Source organism: Vibrio gigantis (genome assembly GCF_024347515.1).
Taxonomy (GTDB): Bacteria; Pseudomonadota; Gammaproteobacteria; order Enterobacterales; family Vibrionaceae; genus Vibrio; species Vibrio gigantis.
In genome coordinates this window covers 154,830-173,230 of sequence record NZ_AP025492.1, presented here as the reverse complement: position 1 = coordinate 173,230, position 18,401 = coordinate 154,830, and the positions used below count along the sequence as shown (strand labels likewise).

Annotated in this window: 17 protein-coding genes and 1 riboswitch; of the genes, 8 read left to right on the top strand and 9 right to left on the bottom strand. The window is 44.8% G+C overall.

Features of this window, described 5'->3' with window-relative positions; translation table 11 throughout:
• Window position 1 precedes the first annotated feature (1 nt).
• Window positions 2-592 (top strand): nucleoid occlusion factor SlmA, encoded by a 591-nt coding sequence (gene slmA / locus OCV56_RS00800; RefSeq protein WP_004741428.1) that lies wholly within the window; start codon window positions 2-4, stop codon window positions 590-592.
• Window positions 593-631: 39 nt separating this feature from the next.
• Window positions 632-1,612: an LpxL/LpxP family Kdo(2)-lipid IV(A) lauroyl/palmitoleoyl acyltransferase gene (lpxL, locus tag OCV56_RS00795; protein ID WP_086711728.1), complete on the top strand. Its 981-nt coding sequence runs from the start codon at window positions 632-634 to the stop codon at window positions 1,610-1,612.
• Window positions 1,613-1,702: 90 nt separating this feature from the next.
• Here lpxL and pyrE read toward each other — a convergent pair whose 3' ends face one another.
• The gene (gene pyrE / locus OCV56_RS00790) at window positions 1,703-2,344 is read right to left on the bottom strand and encodes an orotate phosphoribosyltransferase (RefSeq protein WP_086711723.1); all 642 of its coding nucleotides are present in this window, start codon (window positions 2,342-2,344) and stop codon (window positions 1,703-1,705) included.
• A gap of 215 nt (window positions 2,345-2,559) precedes the next feature.
• On the bottom strand, window positions 2,560-3,276 hold the full coding sequence (gene rph / locus OCV56_RS00785) for a ribonuclease PH (protein WP_009847983.1): 717 nt from the start codon (window positions 3,274-3,276) through the stop codon (window positions 2,560-2,562).
• A gap of 248 nt (window positions 3,277-3,524) precedes the next feature.
• On the opposite strand from rph, the gene OCV56_RS00780 reads away from it, so the two are divergent.
• Complete coding sequence (locus OCV56_RS00780; protein WP_029405802.1) at window positions 3,525-4,391, top strand: YicC/YloC family endoribonuclease; 867 nt, start codon at window positions 3,525-3,527, stop codon at window positions 4,389-4,391.
• Between the two features lie 70 nt (window positions 4,392-4,461).
• Here the strand turns inward: OCV56_RS00780 and OCV56_RS00775 are convergent, their stop codons facing one another.
• From OCV56_RS00775 to OCV56_RS00755, 5 genes are all read right to left on the bottom strand, one after another.
• Window positions 4,462-5,373 (bottom strand): DMT family transporter, encoded by a 912-nt coding sequence (locus OCV56_RS00775; RefSeq protein WP_086711720.1) that lies wholly within the window; start codon window positions 5,371-5,373, stop codon window positions 4,462-4,464.
• Between the two features lie 978 nt (window positions 5,374-6,351).
• The gene (gene cspE / locus OCV56_RS00770; protein ID WP_004735656.1) at window positions 6,352-6,564 is read right to left on the bottom strand and encodes a transcription antiterminator/RNA stability regulator CspE; all 213 of its coding nucleotides are present in this window, start codon (window positions 6,562-6,564) and stop codon (window positions 6,352-6,354) included.
• Between the two features lie 468 nt (window positions 6,565-7,032).
• Window positions 7,033-7,665: an alternative oxidase gene (locus tag OCV56_RS00765; RefSeq protein WP_086711716.1), complete on the bottom strand. Its 633-nt coding sequence runs from the start codon at window positions 7,663-7,665 to the stop codon at window positions 7,033-7,035.
• A gap of 135 nt (window positions 7,666-7,800) precedes the next feature.
• The gene (locus tag OCV56_RS00760) at window positions 7,801-8,295 is read right to left on the bottom strand and encodes a hypothetical protein (protein WP_086711713.1); all 495 of its coding nucleotides are present in this window, start codon (window positions 8,293-8,295) and stop codon (window positions 7,801-7,803) included.
• Complete coding sequence (locus tag OCV56_RS00755; RefSeq protein WP_086711710.1) at window positions 8,286-9,134, bottom strand: transcriptional regulator; 849 nt, start codon at window positions 9,132-9,134, stop codon at window positions 8,286-8,288. The genes OCV56_RS00760 and OCV56_RS00755 overlap by 10 nt, the downstream gene beginning before the upstream one ends.
• A 308-nt stretch (window positions 9,135-9,442) precedes the next feature.
• Between OCV56_RS00755 and OCV56_RS00750 the strand changes: the two genes are divergently transcribed.
• On the top strand, window positions 9,443-10,009 hold the full coding sequence (locus tag OCV56_RS00750) for a porin family protein (RefSeq protein ID WP_086711707.1): 567 nt from the start codon (window positions 9,443-9,445) through the stop codon (window positions 10,007-10,009).
• Window positions 10,010-10,089: 80 nt separating this feature from the next.
• Here the strand turns inward: OCV56_RS00750 and OCV56_RS00745 are convergent, their stop codons facing one another.
• Window positions 10,090-10,515, bottom strand: coding sequence for a phosphate-starvation-inducible protein PsiE (locus OCV56_RS00745; RefSeq protein WP_086711704.1), 426 nt, complete (start codon window positions 10,513-10,515; stop codon window positions 10,090-10,092).
• 211 nt (window positions 10,516-10,726) lie between these two features.
• Entirely contained in the window at window positions 10,727-12,097 is a 1,371-nt protein-coding gene (locus OCV56_RS00740) for an NCS2 family permease (protein WP_086711701.1), read from the bottom strand.
• A gap of 58 nt (window positions 12,098-12,155) precedes the next feature.
• A riboswitch (purine riboswitch) is annotated at window positions 12,156-12,255 on the bottom strand.
• A gap of 324 nt (window positions 12,256-12,579) precedes the next feature.
• Between OCV56_RS00740 and gmk the strand changes: the two genes are divergently transcribed.
• The 4 genes from gmk (at window position 12,580) to recG (ending at window position 18,167) form a co-directional block, all read left to right on the top strand.
• Complete coding sequence (gene gmk, locus OCV56_RS00735; protein WP_086711698.1) at window positions 12,580-13,203, top strand: guanylate kinase; 624 nt, start codon at window positions 12,580-12,582, stop codon at window positions 13,201-13,203.
• Between the two features lie 119 nt (window positions 13,204-13,322).
• Window positions 13,323-13,595 (top strand): DNA-directed RNA polymerase subunit omega, encoded by a 273-nt coding sequence (gene rpoZ, locus OCV56_RS00730; protein WP_009848003.1) that lies wholly within the window; start codon window positions 13,323-13,325, stop codon window positions 13,593-13,595.
• A gap of 53 nt (window positions 13,596-13,648) precedes the next feature.
• Complete coding sequence (gene spoT / locus OCV56_RS00725; protein WP_086711695.1) at window positions 13,649-15,775, top strand: bifunctional GTP diphosphokinase/guanosine-3',5'-bis pyrophosphate 3'-pyrophosphohydrolase; 2,127 nt, start codon at window positions 13,649-13,651, stop codon at window positions 15,773-15,775.
• A gap of 313 nt (window positions 15,776-16,088) precedes the next feature.
• Entirely contained in the window at window positions 16,089-18,167 is a 2,079-nt protein-coding gene (gene recG / locus OCV56_RS00720; protein WP_086711692.1) for an ATP-dependent DNA helicase RecG, read from the top strand.
• Window positions 18,168-18,401 lie beyond the last annotated feature (234 nt).

Genomic DNA, 18,401 nt, shown 5'->3' with positions numbered 1-18,401 from the left:
GATGGCTGGTACTCGAAAATCAAACCGTCGTGAAGAAATCCTACAAGCTCTCGCACAAATGTTGGAATCGACCGAAGGTGCTTCTCGTATCACAACGGTAAAGTTAGCCAAGCAAGTTGGTGTTTCTGAAGCTGCGTTATACCGCCACTTCCCAAGCAAAGCCCGCATGTTTGAAGGCCTCATCGAGTTCATTGAAGAAGCGTTGATGTCTCGCATCAACCGTATTCTGGATGAAGAGAAAGACACGCTAGAGCGCATACGCCTAGTGCTGCAACTTATCTTAGTTTTCTCAGAACGTAACCCAGGCCTGACTCGAATTTTGTCAGGTCATGCTCTAATGTTTGAAAATGAACGCCTACGTGATCGCATCAACCAACTTTTCGAACGCATTGAGACGCAACTTCGCCAGATTCTGCGTGAAAGAAAGCTTCGTGAAGGGAAATCATTCCCGGTTGATGAGAAAATCTTAGCCGCTCAACTGCTAGGTCAGGTTGAAGGTAGCTTGAATCGATTTGTTCGCTCAGACTTCAAATATCAACCAACAGAAAACTTTGATGCTTATTGGGCACTGCTAAGCGCTCAAATTAAATAGCAATCAAATTAAGTAGCAATCAAATTTTAAGTGATGGTTATGACGACGAAAATTTCTCCGACAAACAGCACTACACAACACGTTATTACTAAGCCACCTTTCACTCTGGCATTGCTTCACCCTAAATATTGGGGAGTATGGTTTGGCTTTGGGTTATTGGCGTTTATCGTTAACGTTCTCCCTTACCGTATCTTACTGCTGTTAGGCCGCTCATTAGGCTCTCTGGGCGCTCGCTATGGCAAAAAGCGCGTAGCAGTAGCAACACGCAACTTGGAACTTGCCTTCCCGGACAAGCCAGCAGATGAAGTCGAGGCCATGGTCAGCGAGAATTTTAAGAACACCGGTATGGCGCTGATCGAAACCGGTATTACCTGGTTTTGGCCAACGTGGCGTTTCAAGCGAATCCTAGTAGATAAAGACACCCAAACACTACGAACTCACAAAGAAAACGGCAAAGGCGTTCTTCTATGTTGTGTACACGCCTTAAATCTAGAGATCACCGCACGAGCAATGGCTGTTCTTGGTATTTCTGGTTTAGGGGTTTACCGCCCGCACAACAATCCAGCTTATGAGTTCATTCAATACCGTGGTCGAACTCAGAACGGCAATCGCCTGATTCACCGTAAAGACGTGAAGCGTATGATTCGAATTCTGCGTCAGGGTGAGATCCTTTTCTACCTACCGGATCATGATTACGGTCGTAACAAGTCTGTGTTTGTGCCTTTCTTCGCGGTAGAAGATGCATGTACCACCACAGGCACCAGCATTCTTGCGTACACCAGTCGATGTGCACTTGTTCCGGGGTCTGGTTTTAGAAATGCCGGCGGCAAGTATGAAATCATGGCCGATGAGTCAATCGAAGATAACTATCCGCAGAAAGATGAGAAAGCCGCCGCTGCCTACATGAACAGCTATCTTGAGAAGATTATCTTAAGAGCACCAGAACAGTGGATGTGGCTGCACAAGCGCTTCAAAACAATGGAAGACCCAGAAGCAGAACGCGGTGTTCGTTATAAGTAGAGTAGCCGCTACAAATAATTTCTGAACCAAAAGAAAAGGGGCTGATGATTCATCAGCCCCTTGTGCATTCTATAGCTATAACAAATTGTATTAGATGCCGTATTGAGCGCGGTACGCTTTTACTGACTCAAGGTGCGCTTCATCTGTGCCTTTCTCTTCAAGGAAAGTCACAAGGTCAGTCAGGCTAACAATTGAGATAATCGCACAACCGAAATCGCGTTCAACTTCTTGGATTGCAGACAACTCGCCTTTGCCTTTCTCTTGACGGTCAATCGCAACAAGAACACCTGCTAAATCAGCACCATTCGCTTGGATGATTTCCATCGATTCACGAATTGCAGTACCTGCAGTGATTACATCGTCCACCAGCATGATACGACCTTCCAGTGCGCTACCAACTAGGTTGCCGCCTTCGCCGTGGTTTTTTGCTTCTTTACGGTTAAAGCAGTAAGGCGTGTCGACATCGTGGTGATCTGCCAGTGCTACGGCTGTTGTCGTCGCGATTGGAATACCTTTGTATGCAGGGCCAAATAGTACATCGAACTCAATACCAGAATCGGCCAATGCTGCTGCGTAGAAGCGGCCTAAGCGCGCTAGGTCACGACCTGTGTTAAACAATCCAGCATTAAAGAAGTAAGGGCTCTTACGGCCAGACTTTAAAGTAAACTCACCAAACTTAAGTACTTCTTTCTCTAGTGCAAATTCAATAAATTCACGTTGATATGCTTTCATGCTCATCCTCTATGTTTACTCAATAAAACTTAATTAACTTAAACTCTTCTTAGTATCTTCTAAGTAGTCGTGTTTTCCGCTAGGCAACAAGCTTGCGAAACCCGTGAGCTTACGAGTAGTAAGTGATTCGGGTGAGTAAGCGCAGTTAACAACGCGGAGGGCGCGAATACGACGAAGATAAAAAAATAGCCCCCAATGTGGGAGCTATTAAATAATTAGTCGGCCAACGCAGCTTTCTGCGCTTCGACGATATCGGCAATGCCCTTATTCGCCAGGGCTAAAAGCTGCATCAGCTCTTCGTGACTGAACGGTTCGCCTTCTGCGGTGCCTTGAATCTCAATCATCTTACCGTCTTCCGTCATTACAACGTTCATATCGGTATCGGCTGCTGAGTCTTCAACGTACTCAAGATCACACAGTGCTTGTGCACCAACGATGCCCACTGAAACTGCCGCTACGTGGCCTTTCATTGGATTCTTTTTCAGTTTGCCGCTTGCTAGTAGGCTGTTGATAGCATCAGCCATTGCTACGCTTGCACCTGAGATAGAAGCAGTACGTGTACCGCCGTCTGCTTGGATAACATCACAATCGACAGTGATCATGATTTCACCCATTACTTTCAGGTCAACAACAGCACGTAGGCTACGCGCGATCAGACGTTGGATTTCCATCGTACGACCGCCTTGCTTACCGCTCGCCGCTTCACGACGGTTACGAGTGTGCGTTGCACGTGGCAGCATACCGTATTCAGCGGTTACCCAACCCTTACCTTGACCTTTCAACCAACGCGGTACGTTTTCTTCTACCGTCGCATTACATAGAACTTTAGTGTTGCCGAACTCAACTAATACAGAACCCTCAGCATAAGCTGTGTAGTTACGAGTAATTTTAATTGGACGAATTTGATCTACAGCGCGGTCATTTGGACGCATTGGTATCTACCTTATTAACAGTCTGAAGTGATTTACTATCGAAAGAGTGCATCACCTAAGAAAGGGGTGAGACAGTTTTGATTGGGGCAAGATTATATAGCAGTTTATCTTTCAAATCTATTTGCCGTTCAAAGCTATTTATCTTGAAAGGCTATTTATAGTGAAAATCAATCGACTTCGGGTGCAACTCGTATCGTGATACTATGCGTGCGCGTTATTTTCAGAATGATAAAAGACAGGAAAATTCGATGATTTATAGTATGACCGCGTACGCACGCAAAGAAGTAAAAGGCGATTGGGGTACAGCAGTATGGGAAATCCGTAGTGTAAACCAGCGCTACCTAGAAACTTACTTCCGTATGCCTGAACAGTTCCGTGGTTTAGAGCCAATCCTACGTGAGCGTTTCCGTAAGCGCCTAGCGCGCGGCAAGGTTGAATGTAACCTGCGCTTCGAAGCAAACCCAGCAGCGAAAGGCGAGCTAAGCATTAACGAAGGTTTAGCGCAGCAAGTGATAAATGCGGCGAACCAAGTGATGACGATGACTGGCGAAGAGAGCCGTTTGAACCCATTCCAAGTGATGAACTGGCCTGGCGTGATGGAAACGCCAGAGCAAGACATGGATGCCATCAACAAAGACTTACTTGAAGCATTCAACGATGCAATCGCAGAATTCATTGATGCTCGTGCTCGTGAAGGCGAAAACATGAAGGCGCTAATTGTACAGCGCTTAGATGCAATCACTGAAGAAGTCGTGAAAGTTCGTGCACGCATGCCTGAAATCCTAGAGTGGCAACGTGAGCGTCTTCTTACCAAATTTGAAGATGCGAAAATTGAACTTGAAGGTTCTCGTGTTGAGCAAGAGCTTATCCTACTTGCACAGAAGTCAGACGTAGCAGAAGAGCTAGACCGTCTAGACTCTCATGTGAAAGAAGCGAATGTAGTACTGAAGAAAGGTGGCGCTTGTGGCCGTAAGCTAGACTTCATGATGCAAGAGTTCAACCGTGAGTCAAACACGCTAGCGTCTAAATCTATCAGTACAGACATCACAGCATCGGGCGTAGAGCTTAAAGTTCTTATCGAACAGATGCGTGAGCAAATTCAGAACATTGAATAATCTGGATTAACAAGACTGCCCTTAAAGCCTCTGAACATTCAGAGGCTTTTTTTTAGGTGAAGCAATCTACCTATAAAGCATGCTTAAGCTTACGTACTCTTTTCCACAACTTAGGGTCAGCTTTAGTGACTAAGATTCCCCCCAGTAGTGGGATCATCAGTAACACTGAAACCATCGATATACTGTTCCCAGCAAACCAGGTAGATAGTGTCAGTGCGATTAGCGGGAAGAACAGAAAACAGATGGATGCCGTAAATGGGCTCGATACTTGTCCTAGCTTAAAGTAGGCCACAATTCCGCCGACACTCGCAAACAACCCTAGGTACACTACCGCTCCAATCGCTTCCCTTGAATAGCCCGTAATATCAGGCTGCTCGACGACCAATGAAACCAGCAATAAACAGATCGAAGCGATAAGACTCGGTACTGCGTTGTAGGTTAAAACCGGTACACCTTTACAGAACTTCTCGACCAAAACATACATCACCGCGTGAATAGCCACAGCTCCGCCAAGAGCCCCAAAACCCAGTAAATAGTCTTGCCCACCGAGACTCATCTCAGTAGACAAAATTAAAATCAGACTCAGTACTGCGGTGAATAAACCTGCCAGTTGTATATTGGTTAATCTCAATCCTAGAAACAGTCTCGACATCACCATCACAGCGATCGGCATATTGGCAAAAATAATTGATGCCAAGCCAGACGATATGTATTGCTCACCAAAGATCATCAAGGTAAACGGAATCGCAAAGTAAAAAACCGCGACCACCAACATCCAGTACTGCTGCCCTTTAGGGAAAAACAGCGGCTGCTTCAAGTGTTTGGCCAACATGACCAGTATTGGTGCGGCAATCAGAAAGCGTAGTCCAGTAGCAAAAATCGGTGGAATGCTCTCCACTGCAATCTCCATAGCCAACCACGTTGTACCCCAAATCAAGCACACTGAAGAAAAGAGTAACGCCGTCAAAGTTCTATGCGTCATGAGAACCTCCTAACAACGTGCTTTTAGGGAGGCATGTGAAAAACGTAATAGAGAGAGCTGCCGCGCAGGCAAGCACCTTAGTCATTAATGTAAAGTTCATAATCTTATTTCCATAACAATCCAGTGCAAATAGCAGGCTATTTACACAAAATGTTTAAATACACAGAGATCGTGTAGATAAATTGATGCGAGTTATCGCAGAGGAATTAAGATTGAAAAATTGGGGGACGATAGCGTGAACGGCTATCTGCATTGGAATAAAGAGCTACATAAGGTGTGGTGTTATACGTATATAGCGGAGGGGGAGATAGGCGCAGACCTACACCCAATAGTGCACTACCCATTGATGGCAAATGGACACAACACTGCTTTTCAAAACATGAACCACCCGGCTTGCAGCAACCTTGAGCTGTTTTTTGGGTAATGGTAGGGGCTGTGTAGCAAGTATCGATCTCAATAAGCTGAAAAGTAACGGAACTTTGTTGCTCTATAGGGTAGCTAGGGGAAACTTCGGAGCGAGCGACATCAATAGATAGCACTGTCGCTATCAGCACAATGAGCAGCATACAAATTGTGGATGTGTAATGGCTTTGCATCTCGAACCCTATAAAAAACTGTGAGTTGAAGATAGCGAGATTAAAAGCACTAAACAATGACTCTGTTAGAGCTTTACATAACTTTACTCATCAACGACGAGCAGGTAAATCTGTTTTTAAGGAATGAAACTCGATGAACTCAGACATAGCGATGCCAATCATGAACAAAGGTTTTTCAGACAAGGAATAAAAATAACGAACTTTTTAATTCTATATAACTAGCTATAAGCAATAGTAGTCGCGCCATTCACATTACTAGGGGTAATAGAAAAATAGAGATTAAATATAATAAGAAGTGGGGGGTATTTCGAGAAAGCTAAGAGGGGGTGTTTAAAGGGGAAAGTGGCGCAAGTTGCTATTGCAACTTGCGCCACTTAAAATCTTATAGAGCTACAACGTTTGCAGCTTGAAGACCTTTTTGGCCTTGCTCTACTTCGAAAGACACTTGTTGGCCTTCTTTAAGAGTCTTGAAACCTTCAGATGCGATAGCACGGAAGTGAACGAATACGTCAGCGCCGCCGTTGTCTTGAGTTAGGAAACCGAAACCTTTCTCTTCGTTAAACCATTTTACTACGCCGTTTGTTTTGTTAGACATGATGTGTCCCTTATATAAAAATAAAAAATTAATCGCCAAAAGTGCGATGCGCTGAAAGCTTGAATTATTTAATGTATCTATGAAGCCAAGGGAAACACTGAGAATAACAATGAAGCAATACTAAGGGTTTTACTTTACAACTGGATGTTTCATTTAATAACTCTGAAAACAGAGCGACGCCATTCTTGGTGATCTGGGCCGGGTTGTAAAGCTTTATTTGAAAAAACTGATGCTTTTTTGTTCGGTTAGCTTTTATTAAAGCCCTGCTACACCGCAGAGCTTAATTTATAAGACTTTGATCTCAAAAAATTTACTCATAGTACGCACCCTAAAGCGCTCACCATCAGGTAAGACCGTATTTCTCGAATCCACAGAAAAGCTCAACCCCATCCCAGAGTTTGAAGGCAATTAAGACGACTTTATTTCTGGTTGTTGAGCTTTATTTTTCATAATTCGGTCTTTTGATGATTAACACTGGTGATCGGGTAAGTCTTGGGTTTTATAGAGATCAGCAATATCGTGATTCTTATCTCGATGTTTCGCTTCATCTTCCCGTATGCAGAAAAGCACATCCAAAAACATGGTATTCTCGGGTAAGCGATAGTATTTAATCGCAATCTCAGGCGCGGGAGTGTTCGGCAAAGTGCCATCTTCAATCTTCGAAATATACTCTGAATAACTATTACAGGCCTCTTCTTCGAAATAACCCACGATACGATGCGCTGTTTTGGAGGAAACAAGATAAATCGAGCTATAGATAATGATGAATACAAACTGCAATAACATCACAATCAAGCGCTCAAAAATGGAAGGGTGTGTAATGTCTAAGAAGATCATCAAATGCATACGCTCATTATCCGCTTCTTCGAGTAATTCCTTAATCCACCCACCATCATCTTTCATTCGGCGTAGTGCTTTTAAATGGTTAAAAACGCCCGCAACCATGCCGGGTACCGCTGCAATGGTTTCTAACAACATGGCTCGCTTGGCGAAGTGCTTGCCATAAAACAAGTTTAAGGTTTTCTTTAGAAGGCGAGTGACAAAAAGAGCAGTCTTTTCAGAAAAACTTTGAGGAGAATAGTGATGATTTTGAAATTGCATGGCTCATTCCTTATATAAAGTCATTTATATAAACCAAGAACCATGCCAAGTAATTAAGCAACTAAAAACAATAACTTAACCTCGAAAGAGTCATTATGACACCACAATAGAATGAGTCATTTAGACTTGTCGCTGTCATCTAGAGTAGCAGGTGTAATTTCTCTCTTCTGCATGCCCTTTACTAAAAAAGAACAGGTGTTCACCTTGCACTTTGTACATCAATTCAATTTTAGCTCTCACCAAGGCATCCATGTCACGCACAAGACTGCCACTGTCAGCAGGCTTTAAATCCCAATCGATATGATGGTAGGCAACCGACAGTAGACCATTTTCAGCGGTGTAATCCGCTTCAAAATAGACTTCATAGGGTTTGGTTCCCTCAGCCGTTGTTTTAAAGTGACCCTTTTGAAAAATCAGCAAGGTTTTATCTGAGGTGAACTCTAAGATAGAGCGATCAGCGATCTCTTGATAACCGCTGTAGCCTTTTGTGACAAACCCCTCATCAAGTTGTACACATGCCCAGCGCGTACCCGCCAAATGTTGCTGATCAAATTTCCATTGGTACAGCCCGATAACGACAACACTGACAAGGAGTGCGATGTTGAAAGCGATGATTGTTTTTAAGCGCATATAGCTTTCGCCCTCTTAATGGCTTTTACGACTGTCTCTGGAATCTGCTCGATTGTCACTGAATGGTTCACATAACTGACGTTCTTGCTGCTATGTTTGGCAAATGCGAAGGCTTTAATCAGGTAAACACCATCGTCATAAGCCGATTCTGCAACTCTCAGATATACATCTGCATGACAGATAGGAATAGACTGTGTCGCTAACTCATACGCGAGTAGCTGACCATCACTGATCAAATAGGCGCTGTCATGAAGATAGAAGTCGGTCGCACCAACTTGAAAGTGTTGATACTCGCTTGGTTGGATAAAGTCTGGTTTTCTTATAAAAGGTTTAGCCAAAAAGACAAAAATCAGACAGGCAAATAGAAGCACTGTTACCACTGCATGCCAAAGATACAGGTTCTCTTTGTGTTTGCTATGCGCGCTAACTTTGATAGGTTCATCGCCTTTGCTTGATGTTGCCTGGGTAGCTTCGCTCTCTTGGCTGACTCGAATCGTTCGCTCTTCCACTTTCTTTTTCACAGGCTCTTCAGCGCAGTGAATTTCAAGTACGTAGCCTATTTTACTCACCGTTCTAATAGTGACATCAGCAGCGCCTAGCTGTGCGAAGCTTTTTCTTAAACCAGAAATGACATTAGTGATCGCTTGGTCGGTGACTAGAGCACCCTCCCAGCATGTTTCAAACAGACACTCACGAGTGACATGAGCCCCTTGATTCTCTAACAGCAAACTCAATACGGCATAGGGTAGCGGGCGCAATTGGATACTCTCTCCTTCCACATTCGACAGTGTTCGGGTAGTAGGATCAAGTATCAAATTGGAAAAATAGACTCTATGCATAGGCTCACTGTTACTAGGTTTTGAGCAAATTTCACTCAAAAATATGTCGCGGTGATTATGATCCTATCATTACTGACTCTGCGGTGTAAGTGGTAGTCTGAAATCTACTACCAATTCAAAAAACAGTGCCAATAAAAAATACACAATCATATATATCAATGATTTACACAATAAACATAAAAATAGATAAAAGGAAAAACGTCAATAAACCGACAATTCGTGAAGTTTAAATGAAATCCATCTTTAGTTTTATATTGGAAGTGAACACACAATGCACACTGTTTTTTATCCCCAATGAGATTAATAAAATGAAAAAAGCAGTGATCCTTTTGGCAGCATTTTCTGCCTTTGCAGGTGCTCAAGAGCAAGCCGTAGAAAAAGACGTATCTGGTTTTTATCTAGGTGGTGGTTTCGGTACTACTACTTATGATGATGACGCTGCGTTTTCTACACTAGAAACCAATGATTCAACCTTTAAATTAATTGGTGGTTACCAGTTCAACCGTATCGTTGGCGTTGAAGCACAGTACACAAAGTACAGTGACGTGACTGCACCGGGCGCATCTGGCTCGATTGAACCAACAGGTATCTCTATTGCAGCAAACCTTGGCTATACCTTTGATAGCGGCTGGCGTCCATTTGGTACCGTAGGTCTAACTCAGCTTTCATTTGATACAAACGGCTATGGCAGCGATGATGAGACAGCGCTACGTCTAGGAGCTGGTGTTGAATACACGCCGGCAAGCCTTGAGAACTTGAACTTCCGCGTTGCTTACGAAGTTGATACTTTCAATGTAGATACGGGGATCAGATACTACGATGATATCACCGTTCAACTAGGTTCGTTCTACGCTGGCGCAACGTACAAATTCTAATAACTAACACTCCGTTAGCTAGAAAGCAAAAGGGCGACTTAATGTCGCCCTTTTCAATATCTGCTTGCTTTCACTCACTATTACTCGTCCGGCTGCTTGGTTCGAAGGTCAACATATGGCCAATAATGATGTCCAACTCGAATCAAGAGTGTTGCAGCAGCTAAGATAAATGCAGCTAAAGATAACCAAACGATCAATACTGCATCGAGCTCTTTCATACCCAGAGTGATGTAACGGGCAATCGCCATCATCGCAATATAGATTGGATATCGCACCGGGATCTTACCGTTCATCACAAACTGCTGAACCATGGCCAACACTTCTAAATAGATGAACATCAGAAGAATGTCGGTCAGTTGAACTCGGCGTTCAGCGAAGACATGCACGAACTCTTCGACCATCGCAAACAAGGTCGCGAGCGTGATCGCCACCAGCAATACCGCTTCCATAATGTGGAATACTTTTAAAAACGGCTTACTAAAAGATTTAGGTAAGTTAGAAGGCATAGTCACTCTTCAAAAAATAATTAATCCAGTCTCTACAATAGCATGCATCAATATAAGTCGCGTACTATCAAAGCATCGACTTTAAGATAACGCCACCAGTTACATTTCTAGAGACGGCAAATACAAAAATGGCCCTACATTCACTGCAGAGCCATCTACTGGTCTTTTACTTATCGCCTGTTATTTAACAAACGTTACTTACCGACCTGCCCTATAGCAGAATCAGGTAAGTTAAGAACACCACACACAGCCCGTAGATAAGAGGATGAACTTCTTTGCGCTTACCCGCGACAACCATCGTAAATGCGTAGCTGATGAAGCCCATCGCCATACCGTTTGCTGGAGAGAAGCTTAAAACAGTGAACATGATGGTGAAGAAAGCCGCAATGCGAGACTCTTTCTTTTCCCAGTTAATCTGACCAAGACGGCCAACCATGTAGATACCCACCACGACCATCGCCGGCGCAACCATTGCCGCCGAAAAGATAGAGAAGATTGGGTATAGGAATAGAGAAACAAGGAATAAGCCTGCAACCATCACTGCCGCTAAACCCGTTTTCGCACCTTGAGAAGACGCAATACCAGATTCAGAGAAAGCGGTAATCGACGTTGTACCCAGAATAGAGCCAATCACAGTACCGCCTGCATCAGCCACTAGAGCCGACTTCGCGTTTGGCACCTTACCGTCTTTATCAATGATTCCTGCATCGCGGCCAACACCAACGATCGTGCTCAAGCCATCGAAGAAATCGACAATCAGGAAGATAAGCACGATGAATAATAGGTCGAACATTTTCTCAGGTGTGAAAGCCGAGAAATCAAAGATAGCGCCGAAGCTGCCTGCCATGCTTGGCGGCATCGCAACTAGCTGCTCTGGAATTGGCGCGTTTGATGTTCCCATGAATACGTCAGCAAGAATGGTCAACACGATAGCTGAAACGAACGAGATGAATGTCGCCAACTTAATATCACGAACCATACAACCCAGTGCGATGAAGATACTCACGTAAGCGATAATCACTTTTGGATCGGAAATGTCACCTAAGCCAACCAATACAAATGGGTTAGAAACGATGATGCCTGCATTCTTAAGGCCTAAGAAAGCAATGAACAAGCCGAGAGATACGGTAATCGCCAACTTTAAGTCTTCAGGAATCGACTCAATCATCGATTTACGAATATTGGTCAGTGAGAACGCGAGATACAAAATACCAGAAAGGAAGATACCAAATAGCGCTTCATTCCAAAGCACGGCAACAGAACCACTCAATAGCAGGCCTTTGAAGAAGCCATTCATGCTCATGCCCGGAGCCAGCATCACTGGATAATTGCCCCAAATGCCCATGATTAGAGTCGAAATAGCCGCAGCAAGTGCTGTTGCAGTAAACACAGCACCTTTATCCATACCAGGAATACCCCCCAAAATCGCCGGGTTAACCGCCAGAATATAACTCATCGCCAAGAAAGTAATGAAACCTGCATATAGCTCGGTGCCAATCGTGGTTTTTCTTTCAGTGATTTTAAACAACGAATCAAGTGAGCCAGAAGAGTTCTGGGCTTTTAGGGTGGAATCGGTATTCACAACAAAACCTATGCAATAAATTAAGAATTTAGGGATTCAAATGCTGTGAGAATAGAGAGGTCTCTACACTAAAAACTGTAGTTACCAAGATAGGCTCGGTAGTAGAAACATCTAGTCCATATCACTAGATATATACAGCATTTAATCGTTTGCGCGGATTGTAAGGATTGAGATTAAAACTTCAACAAATTTTGTCCAGATCACATAAAAAAGTGAAGAAGACGAGCCATAGCATTTATGTAAAGATCCTCATGAAGATCATTCGCCAATAAATAACGATCAAGCCAGTTGTTCTCATTCATCTAAATATGCTACTCTTCGCCTCCATTTTTCTGACCTAATTTTCACCAGTTGCTTCTATTAGTTTTACTCGTTATCCCTTTATAGACGTAACCATCGGAACAACAATTAGAGTCAGTGCTATCTTTTATAGTGTAGGTTTATCCCCTTCACTCAATCCAACCAACAGTGGAAATATACAGATGGGCAAAGGTACTCTTTACATCGTATCTGCACCTAGTGGCGCAGGTAAGTCGAGCTTGATCTCAGCAATGCTAGAAACCAATCCAACCTACGCAATGAAGGTATCTGTTTCACACACCACTCGCGGTATGCGCCCTGGTGAAGAAAATGGTGTTCACTACCATTTCGTAGAGAAGCATCACTTCGAAGACCTTATTGGTAAAGGTGAATTCCTAGAGTACGCTGAAGTGTTCGGCAACTACTACGGTACTTCACGCGTTTGGATTGAAGAAAACCTAGACCGCGGTATCGATGTATTCCTAGATATCGACTGGCAAGGTGCTCGTCAGATCCGTGAACAGATGCCTCAAGCGAAGAGTGTTTTCATACTTCCACCATCAAATGGTGAGCTAGAGCGTCGTTTAAATGTTCGTGGTCAAGATAGCGACGAAGTTATTGCGAAACGCATGAGCGAAGCAAAGTCTGAAATTTCTCACTACAGTGAGTATGACTATGTGATCGTGAATGATGACTTTGATGCAGCCCTAATGGACTTCAGAGCAATCATTCGTGCGGAGCGTTTAAAAGAAGATAAGCAAGCAGCTAAATACAGCGGCATGCTTACTGCTTTATTGGCGGAATAATCTAGATCCCCTAGATTTTCCATTGAGATAAGTATACGGTGATCTAGAAAGTCTCTAGTTAAACTTGTATACTTTCTCGTCATCAAAAATTTATTAGTTAATTACTATTTGGAGTCCTCATGGCACGCGTAACTGTTCAAGACGCTGTTGAAAAAGTTGGCAACCGTTTCGACCTAGTTCTTATTGCGGCTCGCCGCGCACGTCAAATGCAAACTGGCGGTAAAGATTCACTAGTGCCTGAAGAAAACGATAAGCCAACGGTTATCGCTCTTCGCGAAATCGAAGAAGGTCTTATCACTAAAGACGTACTAGATGCTCGTGAGCGTCAAGAGCAACAAGAGCAAGAAGCGGCTGAACTTGCAGCAGTAAGCAGCATCGCTCACACTCGTTAGCTCATATTCGCAAAAAGCGTCATTCGAACTAATTAACCTTCCGGGCCTTTAATTTGTATCTATTCGATAGCCTCAAAGACGTTGCCCAAGAATACCTAACAGAGCCTCAAATTGAGGCTCTGCGTCAATCTTATGTGGTAGCGAGAAATGCCCATGAAGGGCAAACCCGTTCAACGGGTGAACCATACATAATCCATCCTGTTGCTGTTTCAAGAATCCTGGCAGAAATGCGTCTGGATATCGAAACCCTGCAAGCTGCCCTACTCCACGATGTAATTGAAGATACTGAAGTTACAAAAGAGGAGCTAGAAGCTCAATTTGGCAATACCGTTGCTGAACTGGTTGATGGTGTATCTAAGCTGGATAAGCTTAAATTTCGTGATCGCAAAGAAGCGCAAGCAGAGAACTTCCGCAAGATGGTTCTCGCCATGGTGCAAGACATCCGCGTTATCTTGATCAAATTAGCTGACCGTACTCACAACATGCGTACGCTTGGGGCGCTTCGTCCTGACAAAAAGCGTCGTATTGCTCGTGAAACCCTAGAGATCTATTCTCCGCTAGCTCACCGTCTTGGTATACATAACATCAAGACCGAACTAGAAGAGTTGGGCTTCGAAGCCCTTTACCCTAACCGTTATCGCGTACTTAAAAACGTAGTGAAAGCTGCGCGTGGTAACCGTAAGGAAATGATCCAACGTATCCATAGCGAAATAGAAGGCCGCCTTGAAGAAGTCGGTTTGCCTGCTCGCGTACTTGGTCGTGAGAAAAACCTGTTCTCTATCTATAACAAGATGAAAACCAAAGAACAGCGCTTCCACACCATTATGGACATCTACGCTTTCCGTGTTGTCGTTGATAGCCCAGACAATTGCTACCGTGCACTTGGCCAGGCTCATAGCTTGTACAAACCACGTCCTGGCCGCATGAAAGACTACATTGCGGTTCCAAAAGCCAACGGTTACCAATCTCTGCACACGTCAATGATCGGCCCTCACGGGGTGCCTGTTGAGGTTCAGATCCGTACTGAAGATATGGATCAAATGGCAGACAAAGGTGTCGCAGCGCACTGGTCTTACAAAGGCAACGGCTCACGCAGCAGTAATGGCACAACCGCACAGGTTAAAGCCCAACGTTGGATGCAGAGTTTACTTGAGCTACAACAAAGCGCGGGTAACTCATTCGAATTCATTGAAAACGTTAAATCTGATCTGTTCCCAGATGAGATCTTCGTATTCACGCCGAAGGGTCGCATTGTCGAACTTCCTGCAGGCGCAACAGCGGTCGATTTTGCTTACGCGGTGCATACCGATGTCGGCAACATGTGTGTAGGCGCTCGTGTAGACATGAACCCTTACCCACTCAGCAAATCACTGAAGAATGGCCAAACCATTGAGATCATCAGTGCTCCGGGCGCACGTCCGAATGCAGCATGGCTCAACTACGTGGTGACATCTCGTGCGCGTACTAAGATCCGCCAGGTTCTGAAAACCATGCGTCGTGAAGAGTCAATCACCCTAGGCCGCCGCCTGCTGAATCATGCACTTGGCGAACACTCGATTGCCGATATCGGCCAAGAGAACCTCGAGCATGTATTGTCTGATCTTCGCTTAGATAACGTTGAAGACTTGCTAGCCTCGATTGGTCTTGGTGAGTTAATGAGTATCGTGATTGCTCGTCGCCTACTAGGTGATGCTGACGAACTGACTGAAGTGGAAAACAACAGCGACACGCCTAGGAAGAAACTTCCTATCCGTGGTGCTGAAGGTCTACTACTGACGTTTGCTAACTGTTGTCATCCGATTCCAGATGATCACATCATTGCTCATGTATCTCCAGGTCGTGGCCTTGTGGTTCACCGTGAAACGTGTCCAAACGTTCGTGGTTACCAAAAAGAACCAGACAAGTACATGGCGGTTGAATGGTCTGACGATTACGAGCAAGAGTTCACCGCTGAACTTCAGGTTGATCTGCAGAACCACCAAGGTGCACTGGCTGAATTAACTAACGTTATCTCGAAAACAGGCTCAAACATTCACGGTATTTCAACCGAAGAACGTGATGGACGCCTGTACACAGTGACAATCTTGCTGACCACCAAAGATCGTGTTCACCTTGCGAGCATTATGAAGAAGCTACGTGTGATGCCACACGCGCTCAAAGTAAGACGTCGTAAGAACTGATCAAAATAAAGATGAGGGATTCGAGATGGCGAGATGCGAAGAGCAAAAGACTTCATGACTCACTATCTTGGCTCCACATCTGCTTTTAGTTTTTTGAATATCGATAAATAAAGCAGATGAGATATACGAGTCTGCTTTAATTTTATGTATTGCTTTAATCTTTCCATATCCCGTTCACTCACACCCGATACCTGCTCTTAATCTTTTCGAATCTCGTTTACCCGTATCTCGCATCTGCTCTTTCGCTTTATCCTGTACAAAAATCCAGTAAAATGCTTGAATAGATTATCTCTCTTACGTTATGAGCCTTGTTATGTCACAGCTTTTATCTGCTATCCCTCTCAACTCTTTATCTGGAGTCGGCGCTAAAGTCGCAGAGAAACTGGAAAAGGTTGGGCTTAACAACGTACAAGACCTGCTATTTCACCTGCCTTTGCGCTACGAAGATAGAACACGTATCTATCCAATCGTAAAATTGCACGCTGGCCTTTGGGCTGCTGTACAAGGCAAGGTCATGCATGTCGATACCATTTTCGGTAAACGTAAGATGCTGGCGGTAAAGATCAGTGATGGTAATGGCACCATTACGCTGCGCTTTTTCAACTTCACCGCTGGTATAAAGAATAACTTTGCCGAAGGCAAACAAGTGCATGCCTATGGTGAGATCAAGCGCGGAAATATGGGACTTGAGATCGTCCACCCTGACTACAAGTTCTTTGCTCCTAGACAACAGCCAGACGTTGAAGCCAACCTCACTCCGGTTTACCCAACCACTGAAGGGCTAAGACAAGTCACGCTACGCAACCTGACAGACCAAGCGTTAGAGCTTATCGACAAAGCAGCCGTCAACGAGCTTCTGCCCTCTGGTTTATACGATCACCAAATCACCCTCGCACAAGCACTGCATACCATTCACAGACCACCGCCGGAGATCGACCTAGAGCTGTTTGATGAAGGTAAACACCCTGCACAACTGCGTCTGATCATGGAAGAGCTACTGGCTCAAAACCTGTCGATGTTGTCGGTTCGTACCAAAGGACAACAAGACAAAGCGATGCCTTTTCCTCCCGTGAATACTTTGAAAGATAAGTTGTTGGCTCAACTGCCGTTTTCACCAACCAATGCTCAAGCACGAGTGACAAAAGAGATCGAAGCTGATTTGGAAAAGCCGCACCCTATGATGCGTTTAGTGCAAGGGGATGTAGGTTCAGGTAAAACCTTGGTTGCTGCACTGGCGGCAGTTCGAGCATTAGAGCATGGCCAACAGGTCGCTTTGATGGCACCAACAGAGCTATTGGCTGAGCAGCACGCGATCAATTTCGCCAATTGGTTTGAAGCTATGGGCATTCAAGTCGGCTGGCTGGCAGGTAAACTCAAAGGCAAAGCTCGTGAGACTGAACTAGCGCGCATTGCCAGCGGCGAAGCGCAAATGGTGGTCGGTACTCATGCTCTCTTCCAAGAACACGTCGAGTTCAAAAACCTTGGCTTAGTCATCATTGATGAACAGCATCGATTTGGTGTCCACCAGCGACTAGAGCTGCGTGAGAAAGGTGCTAAACAAGGCTACTATCCTCACCAATTGGTGATGACCGCAACGCCAATCCCACGAACGCTAGCAATGACGGCCTATGCCGACCTCGAAACCTCCATCATTGATGAATTACCACCAGGTCGAACACCGATTCAAACTGTGGCAATTCCTGATACCAAGCGTGATGACATCGTCGAACGCGTGAGAAATGCGTGTCTCAATGAGGGCAAGCAAGCCTACTGGGTGTGTACTCTGATTGATGAATCGGAAGTACTGGAAGCTCAAGCTGCTGCCGACACCGCAGAAGAGCTGCAACGCAAACTGCCCGATGTGAAAATTGGTTTGGTGCACGGACGAATGAAACCTGCCGAGAAGCAGGCAGTGATGCAGGAATTCAAAGAGAACAAACTGCACCTATTGGTTGCGACTACTGTGATTGAAGTGGGGGTAGATGTGCCGAATTCGAGCTTAATGATCATCGAGAACCCAGAGCGTCTTGGCCTAGCACAACTGCACCAATTACGTGGCCGTGTAGGGCGAGGTTCAGTCGCAAGTCACTGTGTGCTGCTGTATCACTCACCGCTGTCTAAAACCGCTCAGAAGCGCTTAGGTGTGCTGCGTGAAAGTAACGATGGCTTTGTAATAGCACAGCGCGATTTAGAGATACGTGGCCCTGGTGAACTGCTTGGCACTAAACAGACCGGCTTAGCTGATTTTAAGATTGCCGACCTAGTCCGAGACCAACGTTTGATTCCAGAGGTGCAGCGTATCGCTCGTCATATTCATGATAGCTACCCAGACAATGCCAAGGCGATCATCAATCGTTGGCTGGGTGAACGTGATGTTTATTCTAAGGCGTAATTAGCCCTCATATTCCAACTTAAAACGCAGAAAAGCTTCCACAAGGAAGCCTTTCTGCGTGTTATTTTAATCAATAAAGAGCGAGATTCCCTACTCGTACGTTCCTCACGATAGGGAATGAAGACACCGATAAAGCTCTACGTTCGAAACTGTCATCCCCGAGAGGGAGAAGGACCGAGTCGGGGATCTCTTAACAATTCCCCGAACCAAATTCATCGTAGTCATACGGACCGA